The 17,791-nt window shown below is 65.7% G+C and carries 18 protein-coding genes; 3 read left to right on the top strand and 15 right to left on the bottom strand.

The window, feature by feature from the left end; all coding sequences use genetic code 11:
- A complete protein-coding gene (locus KDC96_RS00975) occupies window positions 1–264 on the top strand; it encodes a hypothetical protein (RefSeq protein WP_212449928.1) in 264 nt (87 codons plus the stop codon).
- A gap of 297 nt (window positions 265–561) precedes the next feature.
- Here the strand turns inward: KDC96_RS00975 and KDC96_RS00980 are convergent, their stop codons facing one another.
- The 10 genes from KDC96_RS00980 to KDC96_RS01025 form a co-directional block, all read right to left on the bottom strand.
- Window positions 562–1,023 (bottom strand): hypothetical protein, encoded by a 462-nt coding sequence (locus tag KDC96_RS00980; RefSeq protein ID WP_212449930.1) that lies wholly within the window; start codon window positions 1,021–1,023, stop codon window positions 562–564.
- Between the two features lie 182 nt (window positions 1,024–1,205).
- Window positions 1,206–2,129, bottom strand: a complete 924-nt coding sequence (pufM, locus tag KDC96_RS00985) for a photosynthetic reaction center subunit M (RefSeq protein WP_212449931.1) — start codon at window positions 2,127–2,129, stop codon at window positions 1,206–1,208.
- Window positions 2,130–2,133: 4 nt separating this feature from the next.
- Entirely contained in the window at window positions 2,134–2,967 is an 834-nt protein-coding gene (pufL, locus tag KDC96_RS00990) for a photosynthetic reaction center subunit L (protein ID WP_212449932.1), read from the bottom strand.
- Between the two features lie 113 nt (window positions 2,968–3,080).
- Complete coding sequence (pufA, locus tag KDC96_RS00995; RefSeq protein WP_212449933.1) at window positions 3,081–3,221, bottom strand: light-harvesting antenna LH1, alpha subunit; 141 nt, start codon at window positions 3,219–3,221, stop codon at window positions 3,081–3,083.
- Window positions 3,222–3,301: 80 nt separating this feature from the next.
- Window positions 3,302–3,457, bottom strand: a complete 156-nt coding sequence (gene pufB / locus KDC96_RS01000) for a light-harvesting antenna LH1, beta subunit (RefSeq protein WP_212449934.1) — start codon at window positions 3,455–3,457, stop codon at window positions 3,302–3,304.
- A 144-nt stretch (window positions 3,458–3,601) separates the two neighbouring features.
- Complete coding sequence (gene bchZ, locus KDC96_RS01005; RefSeq protein ID WP_212449935.1) at window positions 3,602–5,062, bottom strand: chlorophyllide a reductase subunit Z; 1,461 nt, start codon at window positions 5,060–5,062, stop codon at window positions 3,602–3,604.
- Window positions 5,059–6,582 (bottom strand): chlorophyllide a reductase subunit Y, encoded by a 1,524-nt coding sequence (gene bchY / locus KDC96_RS01010; protein WP_212449937.1) that lies wholly within the window; start codon window positions 6,580–6,582, stop codon window positions 5,059–5,061. Before bchY ends, bchZ begins: the two co-directional genes overlap by 4 nt.
- Complete coding sequence (locus KDC96_RS01015; protein WP_212449939.1) at window positions 6,582–7,571, bottom strand: chlorophyllide a reductase iron protein subunit X; 990 nt, start codon at window positions 7,569–7,571, stop codon at window positions 6,582–6,584. The genes bchY and KDC96_RS01015 overlap by 1 nt, the downstream gene beginning before the upstream one ends.
- Window positions 7,568–8,503, bottom strand: coding sequence for a chlorophyll synthesis pathway protein BchC (gene bchC, locus KDC96_RS01020; RefSeq protein ID WP_212449941.1), 936 nt, complete (start codon window positions 8,501–8,503; stop codon window positions 7,568–7,570). Before bchC ends, KDC96_RS01015 begins: the two co-directional genes overlap by 4 nt.
- Before the next feature lie 132 nt (window positions 8,504–8,635).
- Window positions 8,636–9,757, bottom strand: a complete 1,122-nt coding sequence (locus tag KDC96_RS01025) for a methyltransferase (RefSeq protein ID WP_212449943.1) — start codon at window positions 9,755–9,757, stop codon at window positions 8,636–8,638.
- 101 nt (window positions 9,758–9,858) lie between these two features.
- Here KDC96_RS01025 and KDC96_RS01030 point away from each other — a divergent pair, with 101 nt between their 5' ends.
- Together KDC96_RS01030 and KDC96_RS01035 are read left to right on the top strand one after the other, a co-directional pair.
- The gene (locus tag KDC96_RS01030; protein WP_249171866.1) at window positions 9,859–10,953 is read left to right on the top strand and encodes an NAD(P)/FAD-dependent oxidoreductase; all 1,095 of its coding nucleotides are present in this window, start codon (window positions 9,859–9,861) and stop codon (window positions 10,951–10,953) included.
- Between the two features lie 595 nt (window positions 10,954–11,548).
- The gene (locus KDC96_RS01035; RefSeq protein ID WP_212449945.1) at window positions 11,549–12,268 is read left to right on the top strand and encodes a hydroxyneurosporene dehydrogenase; all 720 of its coding nucleotides are present in this window, start codon (window positions 11,549–11,551) and stop codon (window positions 12,266–12,268) included.
- Here the strand turns inward: KDC96_RS01035 and KDC96_RS01040 are convergent.
- The 5 genes from KDC96_RS01040 to KDC96_RS01060 all read right to left on the bottom strand — a co-directional run bounded on the left by KDC96_RS01040 (window position 12,231) and on the right by KDC96_RS01060 (window position 17,765).
- Entirely contained in the window at window positions 12,231–12,440 is a 210-nt protein-coding gene (locus KDC96_RS01040; RefSeq protein WP_212449947.1) for a hypothetical protein, read from the bottom strand. The genes KDC96_RS01035 and KDC96_RS01040 overlap by 38 nt on opposite strands.
- Window positions 12,441–12,456: 16 nt before the next feature.
- A complete protein-coding gene (gene bchO / locus KDC96_RS01045) occupies window positions 12,457–13,344 on the bottom strand; it encodes an alpha/beta fold hydrolase BchO (RefSeq protein WP_212449949.1) in 888 nt (295 codons plus the stop codon).
- On the bottom strand, window positions 13,341–15,011 hold the full coding sequence (locus KDC96_RS01050) for a magnesium chelatase subunit D (RefSeq protein ID WP_212449951.1): 1,671 nt from the start codon (window positions 15,009–15,011) through the stop codon (window positions 13,341–13,343). Before KDC96_RS01050 ends, bchO begins: the two co-directional genes overlap by 4 nt.
- Window positions 15,008–16,009, bottom strand: coding sequence for a magnesium chelatase ATPase subunit I (bchI, locus tag KDC96_RS01055; RefSeq protein WP_212449953.1), 1,002 nt, complete (start codon window positions 16,007–16,009; stop codon window positions 15,008–15,010). Before bchI ends, KDC96_RS01050 begins: the two co-directional genes overlap by 4 nt.
- Window positions 16,010–16,085: 76 nt before the next feature.
- Window positions 16,086–17,765 carry an iron ABC transporter permease gene (locus KDC96_RS01060; protein WP_249171867.1) on the bottom strand — a complete coding sequence of 560 codons (1,680 nt, stop codon included), beginning with the start codon at window positions 17,763–17,765 and terminating at the stop codon, window positions 16,086–16,088.
- Between the last annotated feature and the right edge of the window lie 26 nt (window positions 17,766–17,791).

Genomic DNA, 17,791 nt, shown 5'->3' on the forward strand with positions numbered 1-17,791 from the left:
ATGGACATGATCGAGACCTTTTTCGCCCGCGGCCATGCGGCGGACCTGGTGCTGGTCGTGCTGGCGATCGAGGCGGTTTGGCTCAAGACGCGCGGCTGGAGTTTGAGCCGGATTGCAGGGCTGATCGGCCCGGCGGTATTTATCGTTTTGGCATTGCGGGCGGCGCTGGTCGGGGCAGGTTGGGGGTGGGTTGCGGTGCTGCTCGCGCTGTCGCTGCCGCTACACCTGATGGACTTGCGGGGGAGGTTGGCGCGGGGCGCTTGAATGGCCTGCGATCGAGGCTATTGAATCTACGATTGTCCGCTGTCGAACTTTGGGCTGCCATTCGTTTGTCGTCGCCCCGTGCTCGACACGGGGCAAAGCTAACTTCGGATCCATCAGAAGAAGAAAAGCCCAACCCCGGATCAAGTCCGGGGTGACGAATTGGTGGCATAGTTGAAAACAGCCAGATGTTTGCCGGAGGCAGACCAATCGCCAGATTCTCCGCCCCCATAGAATGCTCGGCGGCGCATCCTTGCGCAGCCGGACTGTGTTCTCGATGGACCAGCCGCTCGTTCACATTCAGTCGAGTGCCCGACAATTGATCGTTATGCGGGTGTGACCGCCGTTCGGCCCCGGTGGCAATCGCGGGATGGACCATTGATCCTCAGGGCCAGAGCGTCGGAAGTCCGCCTCACAGGCCAACCTGTCGGGAACGGGGTCACCAAGATAGAATGCGACACCGCCGTCTCGCAGCAGTTCGAATTGGCAACGAAGCAGCGTTTCGCCGCCGCCACAAAGCAGGTCGTTTATATGCAGTTGACGGGCTTCTTCGCGATCGTTTGTCGCGTTTGCCCAGCGCATGGCGAGTTCGTTTCCATTTCCGATCAGAGCATTCGACTGCAAGTCGGACCAGATGTTGCGGTAGAGTTGTCCCGCGATGTTGTCTTCCGGAGGTGCGAGGTTCGCTTCGGGCCCGGTCGAGTGAGTGCAGCTCGAAGCAAGCAACGAACCGAATGCGAGGAATGATGTGAGGCGCGCCATCGTGCCGGATCATAGCTGACTACCAGCGGCTATCCACTCTTTCATTCGAACAACCGGAGCAATCGCCCACACCACCCACGAAAAACCCGGCCGCGCTTTCGCGGGGCCGGGTCTCCTGGCCGGGCGGCTGGACCGGTTTGCGTCGGTCCCTCCAGCCAAGCCCTTATCGCTCGATTGGATGGTTACTTGGGCGCGTAGTAATGCTCTTGCGCCCAGACATACCAGTTATCGACCACCGTGCCAGACAGCAGGATGCCGATCCCGCCGGTCAGTGTCGTCAGCACGGCGAACCACCATGCCCAGCGGTGGATCGATTCCATCGTGGCGTTGAAGCCCATGGTCCAGCGCCAGAACAGCGCGCCGCGCTCTGATGCCGTGCCGCGGTCGGTGATCTGCTCGATCTCGCGCTCACCGCCATAGCGGCCGAGGGCGAGGATGGTCGCCCCATGCATCGCGAACAGCACCGCAGAGCCGTACAGGAACACGATCGAGAGCGCGTGGAACGGATTGTAGAACAGGTTGCCGTGGATCAGCGAGAAGTTGTTGGTCCAGTCTAGGTGCGAGAACACACCGTACGGCACCGCTTCGGCCCAGCTGCCGAGCAGCATCGGGCGGATGAAGCCGAGTACCAGGAACAGCCAGATCGCGCTCGCAAAGGCCCACGGGATATGCATCCCCATGCCCAGCGCCTTGGCCCGGCGATAGGTCCGCAGCCACCACAGCAGCACCGATGTCGTGAGGAACGCGCCGGTCAATATGAACCACCCGCCCTCATTCAACGGAACGAACGGGCTGAAGCCGTATTGTGGCCCCGGCGGATCGAGCGACAGCCAGAACAGCTCGCGAATGAACACCTGCGGGCTCCACCCGGCCTGCGCCCAGAAGTTGAACCCGATGATCAGGATCGCGATCCCGCCGAAGGCGAGTGACGCCATGCCGAGCCAGCCGAGATAGATCGGGCCGAGTTGAGCCTGGCCGATCTTGCCCATCCAGTAGCTGTAAGCGGTGTCGCGAATCCGGGGATCGCTGTCGCCCGGAAGCGGGATCCCCATTTCCGGAGCGGCCTTGAGCTGCACCTGAGTGAAGATGTTTTGATAGGTAGCCATGTGCTTATGCTCCTGCCGACCAAATCGGAATCTTGCGCCAGAATTCCCAGAATTCCGGCCAGCTGCCGACGTAGAGTGTGCCCGAGATCACGATGCAAACCGCGCTCCAGAACGCCGCGTTGAGCGCCAGAAACAGTCCCACCCGGTGGATGCCGAGCGTGCCGACCGAATAGCCGATGAAGTCGCGGAAATAGGTGTCTTCGTATTCGGGCGTCTTCACGTCGGTCCCGTTCGACGGATTGACCGCCGAAAGCACCAGGCCGCCGTGCAACGCGAGCGCGAGGCAATTCGTGAAGAAGAACGCGATCGCCAGCATGTGCACCGGGTTGTAATGGAAGTTCGCGTACATGTAGCCGGTGTTGGACACCCAATCGAGGTGCGACCAGATTCCGTAAGGAAACCCGTGTCCCCATGCGCCCATCCATAGCGGACGGACGACGTTGAGCGTGACATAGGCCAGCACTGCGAAACTGAAGGCAATCGGGACATGGTAGCTCATGCCCAGCTTGCGCGAGATTTCCGCCTGCCTGCCGACCCAGGAACAGAACGCGATGACCGCACAGACCGTGATGATCTGCCAGTATCCGCCCTGGTTGAGGGGCATCAGCGAGAGCCCGGCCTCGATCGGCGGTGGTTGGATGTCGATCAGCCAGGGATTGAGGGTCGGACCTGCCGCAGCGGCGGCGAAGATCAGCATCGTGCCGAGGCCCGCGCTGATTGCCACCAACACCCCGAAGAATCCGACATAAAACGGCCCGACCCAGAAATCGAAAAGGTCGCCGCCGATCAATGTGCCACCGCGCATGCGGTACTTCCGCTCGAAACTAAGGAGCGCCATAGGTCCATCCTTCCCGCCTCAGCGGCGGGTTCTGTCGTGTACTTTCAAGGCTTGGGCGAAACTGTAGGAGGCAGGCAGGCGAACCTGCCCCCTCGCAATTTCGCTAAACCAACTTAGCCGCCGACGCCGCCAAGCCAGTTGTACTTCTCCGTGCTGAGCAGGATGAAGTGGATCGTGAAGGCCAGGACAGCCAGGAAGACATGAAGTCCCACCAGCGCCCGACGCACGTCTACATAGTGCCAAATCTTATGCATTATCAGTTCCTTATACCAATCCAGCAAATTGCCGAGACAGCCCGCTAACGGGCGTCAGGCAGACAGCCAGGTCTGAATGCTCAGTAGAACCAGGGTTTCCACCAGAACATCAGGGCATGCGCGACGAGCGCAATCGCGACGTAGAGAGTGAAGGTGCCCATAAATGCCTTATGGATCTCCTTCGCCTCTTCGTCGGTCAGATACGTCCCCACGCTGGGGCGATCAGGATCGTTCATTGCAGTGTCTCCATTTCTTTGTTTTGGAGCAGGGACCGATCGGTCCCCGACGGTATCCGCGCGTGATCCCCCACGTGGATTGCGGATGCCCGGACACGGGCAAGGTGGTCTGCCGGACGCAAGGGCTGGCCGAAGGTTGGGGCGTCATGTGCCTTCTCCTTCGAGCGCGGCCTTGGCCAGGCAATCTTCGGTAACGGTGGTGTTCCCGCGCCGGCGTGCGCTTCGCTCGGCGGCGTCGCGCAGACGTTTGGCTGCGGAAATGCGGACCAGGACCGGCTGCGCCTCGACCAGCGCGTCCAGCCGCGCCTTGGCAGCGGTATCCCAGGTCAACTCGGTCTGGTCCTTCGCCGGAGTCGCCTCGACCATGTCGAGATCGGTGCCCAGCGGCAGAATGTGGAACAGCGCATCGAACAGCGCGTTGCACACTTCCTGCACCAGATAGGTCGCGCCCGAATAGCCCATGAAAGGCGTACCGGTGTGGCGGCGGATCGCCGCACCCGGAAAGCTGGCGGGGATGAATTGTGCCTGCGGGCCGTGCCCACCCGAGCCGACCTCTGCCAGATACATCCGCTCGTTGTAACTGCCGAACAGCACGAGCGGCGGGTTGGCGTGGATTTCGGCGCGCACCGCTTCGTTGTCGGGCTTGACCCCGGCGGAGCGAGCGAAGGCGAAGCTGCACGGCAGGCCCATATCCTCTTCGAGGAAGTGACGGATGCCGCGCGCGTAGGTCTCGTTGGCGACGATGCCGAAGCTGGCGGTGCCGAAGAAGTCCTGCGTTACCGAGCGCCACAAATCCCACAGCGGCTTGATCGTGGTGTGCTTCTCGCGCTCGATGAACGGTTCGGGATCGAGGCCGAGCTCTTCGCCGAGTGCACGCAGGAACCTGGTCGTGCTCGTGAGTCCGACCGGTGCCTGGAAATAGGGCCGCTCGAGCGTTTCGCACAGATTCCTGCCGAACTCGCGGTACATGCAGACATTGGCGTCTGCGGTTCCGAGCTGACGGATATCCGCGAGGTGACAGCCGAGCGGGAAGACCACGCCCACTTCCGCGCCGATTCCTTCGATGAGCCGACGAACTTCGGCGAGATCGCTGGGCATGTTGAACATGCCGTAGCTGGGGCCGATAATGTTGACGCGCGGCTTTTCGCCGTCCTTGCGCGCCTTGATCTGTGGCGATTTCCTGGGGCCGAATTCGGTCCACAGCCAGGTCAGCGCACGGTCGGCGCTTTGCCACTGATCCTCGTCGATCGTGCGCGGCAGGAAGCGCTTGATATTGGTGCCTTCGGGCGTGACGCCGCCGCCGATCATCTCGGCGATGGAGCCGGTGACCACCACGGCGGGAAGTTCGGGATCGAGCGCCTGCCACGCGCGTTTCATCGCGCCTTCGGTGCCGGTCTTGCCGAGCTCTTCTTCGCCCAGACCCGTCACGACGATGGGAAGCTCATGCGGAGGCAGCGCATCGGTGTAGTGCAGCACCGATGTTACCGGCAGGTTCTCGCAGCCCACTGGGCCATCGATGATGACCTGCAGGCCTTTCACCGCAGTGAAGACGTAGGTTGCGCCCCAATATCCGCCGGCGCGGTCGTGATCGAGGATGAGGGTCATGTGCCCACCGCCTCGGCCGCCTTGCGCGCCGCTTCGTTGAGGGCCGCATACTTCTTGCGGAACTTGGGCCGGTCTACGGGCGTGTCTTCCCACACGCCCGCAGCGTGCTCGGTGCCGACCCCTTCGAAGAAGTCGCGCATTTTGTCGAACCGATCCTTATTCGACATGGCCGCGTTGACGACCTGCGCGAGGCTCCCGGCTCCCGCCGGCCCCATCAGGGGGCGAGCCGAGATGAGGTTGGTGAAATAGAGCGCCGGAACGGCCTTGGCCTTGGCGTGCTGGACCACCGGCGTGGTGCCGATCGCGAGATCCGGGCGGAATTCCTCGACCGCGGCGATATCCTCTTCAAGACTCGCGCGGAAATTGACCCTCACGCCCTTGGCTTCCAGCCATTCGCGGTCGGCGTCCGACCATTTGGTCTTGGGGCAGGCGCTGCCGACATAGGGCACATCCGCGCCGCTTTCGATCAGCAGGCGCGCGACGAGCAGTTCGGAACCTTCGTAGCCCGACACGGTGATCCGGCCTTCGATCGGCATTGTGGCGAGTGCGCCCTTGCAGGCACCGATCATGGCGTTCTTGACGCCATCGACTTGTGTCTGCGGCAGGCCGAGCGTGTCGCCGACCGACTGGAGCCATGCGGCGGTTCCGTCTGCGCCGACCGGCGCGGAGCCGATGACCGGACGACCGGCGGCTTCGAATTCGCGGATGCTGGCGGTGTAGAACGGGTGGATCGCGGCGGCGAGCGAGCAATCGAGCGCGGAATACAGCTCACGCCATTCGCGCGTCGGCACGACCGGTCCGGCGGCAAGGCCGAGCGGTTCGAGCATTTGCCCGATCACCACCGGATCAGCCGGGAACATCTCGCCGAGCAGCGCCACGGTCGGCTTGTCCGAACGCTCTCTGGGAGCGGCGACGGGGCCGGCTTTCACTTCTTCACGCGCATATTTGAGCATCGCGCCGGCAAGCACGTCTTTCGCCTCGGCATGGGTCGGGATGCCGAAACCGGGCACGTCGATGCCGATGATGCGCACGCCGTCGATCTGATCCGGCAGGAGACGCAGCGGCACGCCGCTGGCGGTGGGCACGCACAAATTGGTGACCACGATCGTATCGTAGAGTTCGGGATCGGCGAGGTCTTCGACCGCTTCCTTGATATCCTCGAACAGCTTGCCGGTGACGAGCGTTTCGGAAGAGAAGGGCACGTAACCGACCGTCCGCCGCGCGCCGTAGAAGTGCGAGGTGAAGGTGAGGCCGTAGACGCAACATGCGCTTCCCGAGAGCACGGTTGCGGTGCGTCGCATGCGCAGGCCGACGCGGAGCGACCCGAAAGCCGGGCACATCGATTGCGGCTGGTCGTGCGGGCCGACGGGATAATCGGCGGCGTATTGATCGAGAATGTCGCTCTTACCCGCCTGGCGCGCGGCATCCTTCATCGTCCCGGTCGACGAGCAGCCGCCAACACTGCCCAAATCGAGCGTGTCAGGGGTGCGTTGCGCGCTGGAGGGAGTCAGATCAGCCATCAGACCGTGTCGTAAATGACCTCCAGGCTGGGTTTTTCTTCGAAGGTTCCCCCGCGCATGTCGGCCTGCGTCGCGGGGACGAGTTCGACATTTCCGCCGGTTTCTTCAGGGCTGAACAGATCGAGCAGTCCATCCTGATCGAGCGGGGTCGGCTGGCGTGGGGGGGCTTCGGCGACGTTGATGGCCAGCTCTTCGAACAGGCTCGCCCACTCGCCGCCGGGCACCCCGATAATCTGGTAGTTCGCACTCTTGCGCCGGATGTCTTCGTTGGCCGGGATTGCGGTGAGCACCGGAATGTCGACTGCTTTGGCAAAGGCCTGCGCCTCGCCGGTGCCGTCGTCCTTGTTCACGATCATGCCCGCGACGCCGACATTGCCGCCCATCTTGCGGAAGTATTCGACCGCGTGGCAGACATTGTTGGCGACGTAGAGTGATTGCAGGTCGTTCGATCCGACCACGATCACTTTCTGGCACATGTCGCGCGCGATCGGCAGGCCGAACCCGCCGCAGACCACGTCACCGAGGAAATCGAGCAGGACGTAGTCGAAGCCCCATTCGTGGAAGCCGAGCTTTTCGAGCAGTTCGAAGCCGTGGATGATCCCGCGACCGCCGCATCCGCGCCCTACTTCAGGGCCGCCGAGCTCCATTGCGAACACGCCGTCGCGCTGGAAGCACACGTCCTCGATGGTGACTTCCTCGCCTGCGAGTTTCTTCTTGGACGAGGTTTCGATGATCGTCGGGCAGGACTTGCCGCCGAACAGCAGGCTGGTCGTGTCCGACTTCGGGTCGCAGCCGATCAGCAGGACGCGCTTGCCCTGCTGCGCCATCATGTAACTGAGATTGGACAGCGCGAAGCTCTTGCCGCTGCCGCCCTTGCCGTAGATCGCGATGACCTGCGTCTCGCTCTTTACCTCGCCGGTGTGAACCGGGTCGGGTTCGTGGCTGGCTTCCTCGCGCAGGGCCTCGGTCTGGGTGTCGAGCATGGTCATGCGGCGTCGCTCCAATCGAGAACCATCTTGAGACAATCGGGATCGCTGAAGGCCTGCGGATAGGCGTCGAGCGCTTCGGTGGCGGGTCGGCGATCGGTGACGAGGCCGGACAGGTCGAGCCTGCCATCCTCGATCAGCGCGCGGGTCTGCGCGAGGTCGTCGGGCTGCCATTCAGCCGCGATCCGCAGCCGCGCTTCCTTCATGAACGCAGCGGGGAAGGCGAAGTCGATCCGCTGCGAATAGAACCCCGCGAGCGTGATCTCGCCGCCCTTGGCTAGCGCGCCGACCAGCGTATCGACGATGCCCGCGTCTCCGCTGGCGTCGTAGATCGAGTGGTAGTCCCGGCGGTCGTCGAAATCGGGATGCATTGCGATGTAACCGGAAACGCCGCCGCACCGTTGCGGGCTGGTTTCCCAGACCGTGGGCGCAGGCGCGCCGCTGGCGATGGTCAGCCGCGCAAGCAGCCTGCCGAGGACGCCGTGGCCGATGATGAGGTCGGGCGGTGTTCCGCCATTGATCGCGTGCAGCGCGGTCGCGGCGAGGGCACATAGGGTTCCGGCTTCACCGAGCTTTTCGGGGACCGGCAGCGCGCGGGCGGACGGGACGACCACCTGGCTCGCCGTGCCGCCGAACAATCCGCGGGCGTCGGCATAGCAATTGGCGCCGGGGACAAACACCCATTCGCCGATCCGTGCGGTCGCATCCGCGCCAGCATCGACGATCCGGCCGACGGATTCGTAACCGGGCACCAGTGGATAACCCATGCCGGGGAAGTCGGGCATCCGGCCCGTAAACAGCAGTTTTTCGGTGCCGGTGCTGATACCGCTCCAGGCTATGTCGACGACGACGTCCGCAGGCCCGGCAGGATTCAACCCGAGCGTCCTGAGCGCCAGGCGCTCCGGTCCCTCGAGTATCACTGCCAATGCGTCCATATGCGTCGTTTCCCCCGTACCAACCGGCCCTGGTCGCGGATTACGACTCGAAAGCGGTCAAGAGATACGCCTCTCTGAGTGTTGGCTACGCCTCACATGGATAACTGTCAAATAATATGGACAGATGATCCGTCAGGCTGTCGCGACGATTATGCTGGTCACAACCGGCTGTTGCGAGCGGATCAATCGGGCCGAACGGAACCCGGCCTCGCGCAGCATCGTCTCGATTTCCGACGGACTGCGCGCGCGGCCCGATCCCATCGCCCACAGATACAGACCGAAAAACGCCTCTCCCATCGGTTCCGCGCCGGGAATCTGCGCCATCGGTTCGGCGATCAGCAGCCGCGCCCCCCGATCGAGGCTGGCGTGGATATTCGCGAGCAATTGCTGCGCGGGCGCATCGTCGTGATCGTGGAGGATGCGCACCAGCGACACCACGTCGTAGCCGCGCGGGATCGCGTCTTCGAAGAAATTGCCTGGATGGCAAGTCAGGCGCGCTTCGCCCACAGCGGCGGCCAGATCGTCGCGCGCGGAGGCCACGACTTCGGGTAGGTCGAACAGGCCCAGCTCGAGCCGTGGGCAAGCCGACCCGACCCGCCGCAGAAATGCGCCGTGCCCTCCGCCGATATCGAGCAGCCGTCCGTGTCCGGGAATCCGGAACGCCGCCAGCACCTCGTCGGCAACGAAGTGTTGCGAGGCTGCCATCAGTTCAGAATATTCGCGCGTTTCCGCCCCGCGTTCCGCTGCGCCGTGCAGCGCTCCGGCATAGGACCAGTACCGCGACAGCTCGGTCGGCTCGCTGCGGTCCTGCCGCAGAAGCGCGAGCGGATCGGCCAGATCGCGATAGAGCAACCGATGGTGGCGGATCATCGCCTGCGCGCCTTCGTTGGCGTCCAACACTGCGCCCTGCTGCCCCAGCATCCACTGGTCGGGCAGCACCTCCTCGGCGACATCGAGCGCGCGTGCGGCGCGCAGCAGGCACAGCGCAGCGTCATGGCTGAGATCGGCCTTCGCGGCTAAGTATTCGGCGCTGATCGGTCCGCTCTTGAGATGACCCAGCAGCCCGCTTTCGACCACCGCCAGCAGCACCCGCGAATAGCTAAAACCGACGATGTGATCGAACATCGACCCGGCTCGGCTCCGGGCAATCCGGTTCACCAGCGGCAGGCGCGCGGTCCAGCGCTGGAATGCGGGGCTCGCAAAGATCGCGTTGCGACGCTGCTTCCAGCGCACCTTGAGCGGCGTCGATGCCATTACCTTCGGATCGATTTACACATCATATGTCCAAATGATTGGACAGATGTTAGAGTCGGGTCAATGATGAAGGCTCATTTTGCGAGTCTCGGGGGAGAGTGGTGAGCGCCCATATCGTCGTTATCGGAGCCGGAATGGGCGGGCTTGCAAGCGCCGCAGTGCTCGCCGCGCGCGGTTACGACGTGACGGTCGTGGAAAAGGAAGAGCGGGTCGGCGGCAAGGCCCGGACGGTCGAAATCGATGGCCGACCGATCGCGGCCGGGCCCACCGTGTTCACCATGCGCGAGGTGTTCGACGAGATTTTCGCGACCTGCGGCGAACGGCTCGACGATCATATCGCCACCCGCCGCGCCGAAGTGATCGCCCGCCATGCCTGGAGCCCGGAGGAACGGCTCGACCTGTTTGCCGATCCGCTGCGCAGCGAGGAGTCGATCGGCGATTTCGCCGGGGCCGAAGCCGCCGCCGCCTATCGCGCCTTCCGCGCCGAGACCCGCAAGATGTTCGACCTGCTCGACGAACCGATGCTGCGCGGGGACAATGTCACGAACCCGCTGCCGCTGCTGTGGCGGATCGGGCTGTGGCGGTTCGACGCCTTCGCCACCATGCGCCCGCATCAGTCGATGTGGAACGCGCTGGGCGAATACTTCTCCGATCCGCGCCTGCGGCAATTGTTCGGCCGCTATTCGACCTATTGCGGGTCCTCTCCGATTCTCGCGCCTGCCACCTTGATGCTGATCGCGCATGTCGAGGCGAGAGGGGTGTGGCTGATCGACGGCGGGATCAGCGCGCTCGCCGAAGCGCTTCAGGGGCTAGCCGAACGCGCGGGCGTCCGGTTTCGCACCGGCGTTGCAGTGAGCCAGATCCTGACGGGTCCCGAGGGCGCGAACGGAGTGCGGCTCGCCAATGGCGATCAGATCGCGGCGGACGCGGTGATTTGCAACGCCGACCCGAATGCACTGGCTACAGGCAGGTTCGGCCCGCAGGGCGCGCGTTCGGTGCGGACGCTCGACCCGGCCAAACGGTCGTTCTCCGCGCTTGTGTGGTTCGCCCACGCCAGCACCTCCGGCTTCGACCTGCAGCATCACAACGTGTTCTTCTCGCCCGATTACGAACGGGAGTTCCGTGAGATCGCGAGCGGGCAATGCCCCTCCGACCCTCGGTCTATCTGTGCGCGCAGGATCGCGGCGCGCGGATAGCCGACGCCGCGCCAGCCGCTCCGGGCGGGCGCGAGCGTATCCAGATCATCGTCAACGCGCCCGCAAATGGCGACAACCATCCGTATTCCAGCGAGGAGAGAGAGCAATGCACACGCGCCATGAGGAATACTCTCGAACGCTGCGGTCTGACGCTGGAACAGGACATGCCGCACCAGCTGGCGACCCCGCAGGAATGGGAGAACCTGTTCCCGGCAACCGGTGGGGCTCTGTACGGCATGGCATCGCACGGCTCGGCGGCCTCTTTCCTGCGGCAAGGGCCGCGAACGCGAATCCCGCGACTCTACTGCGCCGGGGGGAGCACCCATCCCTCAGCCGGGGTCCCGATGGCCGCCTTGTCCGGGCTGTTGGCAGTACGGACGATCGCAAAGGACCTCGCTTCAACGAGGACATTCCTCCCGGCGGCTACACCTGGTGGTATGTCGATGCGATCAGCGCGGACGGGCAGCACGGGCTGACGATCATCGCGTTCCTGGGGAGTGTTTTTTCTCCCTATTATAAGAAGAGCGGGCGGGGCGATCCGCTCGATCATTCCTGCCTGAACGTGGCGATGTACGGACCGAACGGTCGTTGGGTGATGACCGAACGGCCGCGCGCCGATGTGACGCGCGACCAGTCCAACCTCGTGATCGGACCGAGTGCGGTGAGGTGGGACGGCAACGTGCTCGAAATCGACATCGAGGAGCGCGACAAGCGCCTCTTCAACCCCTTCCGCCGCCCGGTGCGCGGGACAGTGCGAGTAATCCCCGAGGCGCTCAACGCCGCCTCCTTCGCGCTCGACCCGGCGGAGAACCACATCTGGCATTGCATGGCACCGCGCGCGCGGATCGAGGTCGAGATGGAGGAACCCGGCGTATCGTGGAGCGGCAGTGGCTATTTCGATCACAATCGCGGCTCCGAACCGCTCGAGGAGGGTTTTCGGGTCTGGCACTGGTCGCGCGCACATATGAAGCAAGGCGCGGTGGTCTGTTACGAAGGCGAACGCGGGGACGGTTCGCTGTTCGCCAGCGCGATCCGGTTCGACCGTCACGGCGTGCCGGACGAGATGCCGCTGCCGCCGATCGCGCAATTGCCGTCGAGCAAGTGGCGGATCGAGCGGCGCACCCGCTCGCAGATCGGCGTCGCCGAAGTTCGCAAGACCTGGGAGGATACGCCGTTCTACGCGCGCTCCGAACTGTCCTCGCAATTGTTCGGAGAGGACGTCGCGGCGGTGCAGGAAAGCCTCGACATGCGGCGCTTCGCATCACCGGTGGTGCAGTTCATGCTTCCGTATCGGATGCCTCGCGAGCGGGCCTAGCTTCGGCTGCCGCTTCGGAATCGGCCTCGGCGCGTTCTTTCGCTTCGCGTTCCTCGCGCGCGGCCCGGTCGCGCTTCAGCTCGCGGTCCATCTTGAAATACTGCCACAGGCCGAAGCCGATCGCGATCGAATAGAAGAACACCAGTTCGATCCAGCCGAGATTTCCCTCCATCGCCGGTGTCTCCTGCCTAGCTGCGCGCCATGGCCGTCGACGCCGCGAATTCCTCGATCAGCGCGGCGGCGCGGTCGGGGACCTCCTCGTGTGCCAGATGGCCCAGGCCGTGCAGCACTGCGAGTCGGGCATCGGGCAGCCAGCCCTGCGCCTCTTCGGCCCAAGACAGCGGGATCGCCGCGTCCTTGTCCGAGTGGACCAGCAGCACGGCGTTGCCCACGTCGTGCATCCGGGTGCGCAGGGTCGGCAGGTCCCAGTTCGCCATCATCGCCAGCGCGCCCTTCGTATGGCGCGGATTGGTGAGCAGCTTTTCGTAACAGGCCATCCCTTCGGCCTCGATTTCAGAGCCGGTGGCCCTGCGGATGAAGCGGTCGGTGTCGCCCGAAAGCGCCGCCGCGCCGGAGAAAATGCGCGGGACCAGCGGATTGACGAACAGCAGCTTCGCGACCGCCGGGAAGATCTGCGAGGCCGGGCCGGGGAAGGGGCGCAGGGACGAATTCAGGCCGACGATGGGGCCGGAATAGGAATGGTCGAGCGCGAGTTGCAACGCCAACGCGGCTCCGGCGGAATGACCGACGATCAGGTCGGGTGCGATGCCGAGCGTTGCGTTCAGATCGGCGATGGCGCGGGCCATGGTCGGCAGCGACATTGCTTCGGGCGGGTGGCCGGTGGTGAAGGCGTGGAGCGGCAGGTCGGGGGCGATCACTTCGAAGTTTTCGGCGAGCAGCGGCATCAGCCCGCGCCAGCTGTGCACCGAGGCTCCGGTACCGTGGAGCAACAGCAATTGCGGTCCGGAACCCATCCGCTGCACATGCCAGCGCGCGCCGCCTGTGGTGACGAACTCGCTTGCCTCGCGATGCGGCCAGATCAGCCCCTCGCGGTTCCAGTCGAGCGCGCGGCTCATGCGGGGGCTCGCGCCGAGATCGCCGCGTGCAGCGCCTTCGCATCGGCGCGGGGCAAAGCGAGAAAGCGGGCGTCCATCGCCGTGGCCAGCGCCGCGCCTTCGGGGCCGGGGCGGGCGGAGATATCGACCACCAGCGCGTCGATCGCGGCGCGCGCGATGGCCTTCGCCGCATTCTCGGCGTCTTCGCCCGCCTGCTTGCGGCCCGGCTGGCCCTCGACATCCACGTTGGCACGACCGTCGGTAAGGATGACGAGGCTCGGCGTGCGCCCCTTGGAGGCGACCTGAGCAGCCACTTCGCGCGCGGCGTTGAGGCCCAGAGCCAGCGGTGTGCCGCCGCCGCCCGGCAGTTCGGCCAAAGCGCGGCGGGCGCGGGTGAGCGAGCGGGTGGGCGGCAGCAGCAGCTCGGCACCTGCGCCGCGAAACGCCAGCAAGGCAACCTCGCTGCGAGTGACATAGGCCTGCGCCAGCATCAGCTCGACCGCGCCCTTGGCCTCGGCCAGCCGCGCGGCGGCGGCGGATCCGCTGGCATCGACCGCGAAGATCGTGACCCGCGCGGCCTTCTCCTCGAACCGGCGGACACGGAGATCGTCCTTGCGCATCAGGATCGCGCCCTCGGCACCCGGCTGTTCGCGGCGACGCACCGCCTGCCACGGCACTGCCGCGCGCAACGTGTCGATCAGCGCCAGTCGCGCCCCGCCGCGCGGCATTCCCGGTCGCGCTCCGAGCGGTTTGCCGCGCAGGCCCGATTTCTTGGTCTGCCCCGACCCGCTCCCGCCTGCCCGGCGCGGTGCGGTGCCCTTCGCCAATGCGGCCAGCAGGTCCGCAGGGATCGCGGCGGCGGCAGCTTCGACCAGTAGGTCTTCGAGCGGCTTGTCGTTATGGCTGCCGTCCTTGTCCGACGGCTTGTCGCCCTGCTCGGGCGGAGGCTCCGGCGCGTCCTCGGGCGGTTGTTCGTCGACCGGCGGCAACTGCGTCGCGCGCGGTGCGAGCACCAGCCGCACGGCTGCTGCGAGGTCTGCCTCCACCACATCGCTGCGACCCTGCAATGCAGCGTGCGCTCGCGCGGCTTCGCCCGCGAAAAGCAGGGGACGGATCGAATGGATTCCCAAGGCCGCAGCGGTGGCGGCGAGTGCGGTCAGGGCCTTGTCATCGAGCGGGGCGACATCGGTTAGTGCCATCTTGCCGGTCGCAGGCAGCGCGATCCCCTGCCATTCGCGCGAATGGGTGAGGTCACACAGGAAAGCGCAACGTTCGCTCAAGGCGCGCGGCGGCGCTTCGTCGGCTTCGCGCGCATCGTCGAGCAGCACCAGCGCCAGTCTCGCCTCGTCGAGCGCCTGCGACAACCGCCCGGCGATGGCCTCGTCGAGCCGCTCGGCCATCGGCACCAGCAGCGCGCCGCCGTGCGCTTCGATAAGCAGGCCTGTCTGTTCCACCGGTTTCCCGGCCGCGAGGCTCGCGGCGATGTCGATCCCGCCGAGCAGCCGCTCGTCGTCGATATGCCCGGGGAGGCGGCGAAGTGAAATTGTCTCTCCAAGCGCTGCCACCAGAGCATCGCGCGCCGGGCTCGCCCCGCGCAGCACCAGGCCGCCGAACGTTCCGGGTGACAGGGCCAGCAGTCTTGCCGCGAGCAGCGCGTCCTGAAGTGGGTCGGGCGCTTCGTCGCTCACCCGAACAGCTCGTCGAGCGCGCGGGTGATCCGCACCGTCGATCCGGTCTCGTCGAGCACGTCGCGCCGCAGCCGGTGGCGCAGTGCCGACGGGGCGACTGCGATCAGGTGCTCGCGCTTGACCGTTTTCGCGCCCTTGAGCGCCGCCAGCGCCCGCGCCGCACGCATCAGGGTCAGTTCGCCGCGCAAGCCGTCTGCGCCCACCGTCATGCACAGCTGGGCCGCGTCGGTCAGCACGTCCTCGCCCGGCTCAAGGCTGGCGAGCCGCTTCTTTCCGCGCGCGATCTGTTTGAGGATTTTCTCATCTTCAGCCGCCCATTTCTCGGCGAAAGCCTCGGGGTCGCGCTCGTTGGCAGCAACCAGCCGCATGATCTCGACGCGGGTTTCGATTTCGCCCGGCGTGCGGACCTCGACGGACAGGCCGAAGCGATCGAGCAATTGCGGGCGCAGCTCGCCCTCTTCAGGATTGCCGCTGCCGATCAGCACGAATTTGGCGCGGTGCCGCACCGACAGCCCTTCGCGCTCGACCACGTTCTCGCCCGACGCCGCGACGTCGAGCAGCAGGTCGACCAGATGGTCTTCGAGCAGGTTGATCTCGTCGATGTAAAGGAAGCCGCGATGCGCCTTGGCCAGAAGACCGGGTTCGAACGCCTTCTCCCCTGCACGCAAGGCGCGCTCCAGATCGAGCGAGCCGATCACCCGGTCCTCGGTCGCGCCAAGCGGCAGGTCGACGAATGGGACAGGGCGCTTGCGGACCCGGCCCGAGGTGCAGGGATCGGGGCAGGTACCCTTCTGGTCGCCTTCGCAGCCATAGCGGCAATCCTCGATCGCGCTGATCGGCGGCAGGAGGTTTGCCAGCGCGCGCGCTGCGGTGGACTTGCCGGTCCCCCGGTCGCCGAACACCATCACTCCGCCGATGCTCGGATCGACCGCCGCGATCAGCAGCGCCTGCTTCATCTCGTCCTGACCGACGATCGCGGAAAAGGGAAAACGCGCCATTTCCCGAGCCTTTTGGACCAGCGGGCGGGGTTGGACAAGAGGCAGTGACAACCCAGCCTGACAGTTTCTCCGGAAGCTAGCGGCGGGCGGTTCGCGCCAGCAGCAGGACCGGCAGCAATCCGGCGGCGAGCAGGATCAGCGCCGGGATAGAGGCTTCGACCAGTCGCTCGTCACTGGCGAGGCGATAGGTGCGGGTCGCCAGCGTTTCGAGATTGAACGGGCGCAGGATCAGCGTCGCGGGCAGCTCGCGTACCGTGTCGATGAACACCAAAGCCGCTGCGGCGAGCAGACTGGGGCGCAACAAGGGCACGTAAATCCGGCTGAGCACGCGCGCAGGCCGAGCACCCAGCGAGCGCGCCGCGGCATCGAGCGAGGGCGGGATCTTCGCCATGCCGCCGTCGACGCTGTTGTAGGCCACGGTCAGGAACCGCACCGACAGCGCGTAGATCAGCACCAGACTGGTTCCGGTCAGCAGCAAGCCGCCCGACCACCCCAGCCCGTCCCGCGCGGCGCGGGTGAGCGAGACGTCGACGGCTCCGAGCGGGGCGAGCAGGCCGACCGCCAGCAAGGCTCCGGGTAGAGCATAGCCAAGCGTCGAGAGCCGGATCGCGCCCTTGGCCACTACGCTGTCGGACCGCGCCTTGGCGAAGGCGAGCGCGATCGCGGCGAGGACGCAGACGAAGGCGGTGGCAAGGCCGAGCCACAGGCTGCCGCTGGCGTAGGTCCACAATTCGCCGCCCGCTCCCACAGCGCGCTCGTCGAGCGACATACCGAGCAGGTGCACGGCGGGAATGGCGAAACCGAGCAGAACCGGCAGGGCGCACGCGATGGCCGCCAGCGCCTTTCCGCCCGTCGAAAGCTGCACCAGCGGACCGTCGTCGCGCCGCGCCAGCCCGTCGCGGCTGTCGGTCCGCCCGCGCCGTGTCGCCGCTTCGAAAGCGACCAGCGCGACCACGAACAGCAGCATCACGGCGGCGAGCTTCAGCGCCGTCTGCTTGTCGCCCATCGCCAGCCAGGTGCGGAAGATGCCGGTGCTGAAGGTCGGGATCGCGAAATAATCCGCGACTCCGAAATCGGCGAGCACTTCCATCAGCACCAGCGCCAGCCCCCCCGCTATCGCCGGACGCGCGGCCGGCAATGCAACCTGCCAGAACGCGCGCGACGGCGTGGCTCCGAGCGAACGTGCCGCCCGGAACTGGCGCGGGCTCTGCGCCACGAAAGAGGCGCGGGCGAGCAGATAGACATACGGATAAAGCACGATCCCAAGCACGAAAGCGCCGCCGGGCAGCGAGCGGATGTGCGGGAACCAGTACTCGCCGACTCCCCACCCTGTCGCGGCGCGCAAGCCGCCCTGAACAGGGCCGGAGAAATCGAGCAGGTCGCCATAGACATAGGCCGCGAGATAGGCGGGGAGTGCGAGCGGCAGGACCAGCGACCAGCCCAGAATGCGGCGCCCCGGAAACTCCGCCGCGCTCACTAGCCATGCGCAGCCGGTGCCGATCACCAGCGCCAGCGCGCCGGCCAGCAGCATCAGCGCCAGCGTGTTGGCGACGTATCGACCGAGAATGGTGCGCGCGAGTTCGGCAATCGCCTCGAACCCGCCAGCCGGAGCCGCGACGACGATGGCGAGGATCGGCACCAGCGCCAGCGCCGCAACCGCCAGCGCTCCGAGCGTCCAGCCATCGACGCGCACGGAACTCGCGCGCCGTGTCAGCGTGCTTGCACCCGGTGCATCCAATTGCCTAAGGCGGCTCACCACCGCAGACATCCTCCGCCGACACG

Origin of the sequence: Erythrobacter sp. JK5 (assembly GCF_018205975.1) — a bacterium.
In the GTDB taxonomy this organism is placed as follows: Bacteria; Pseudomonadota; Alphaproteobacteria; order Sphingomonadales; family Sphingomonadaceae; genus Erythrobacter.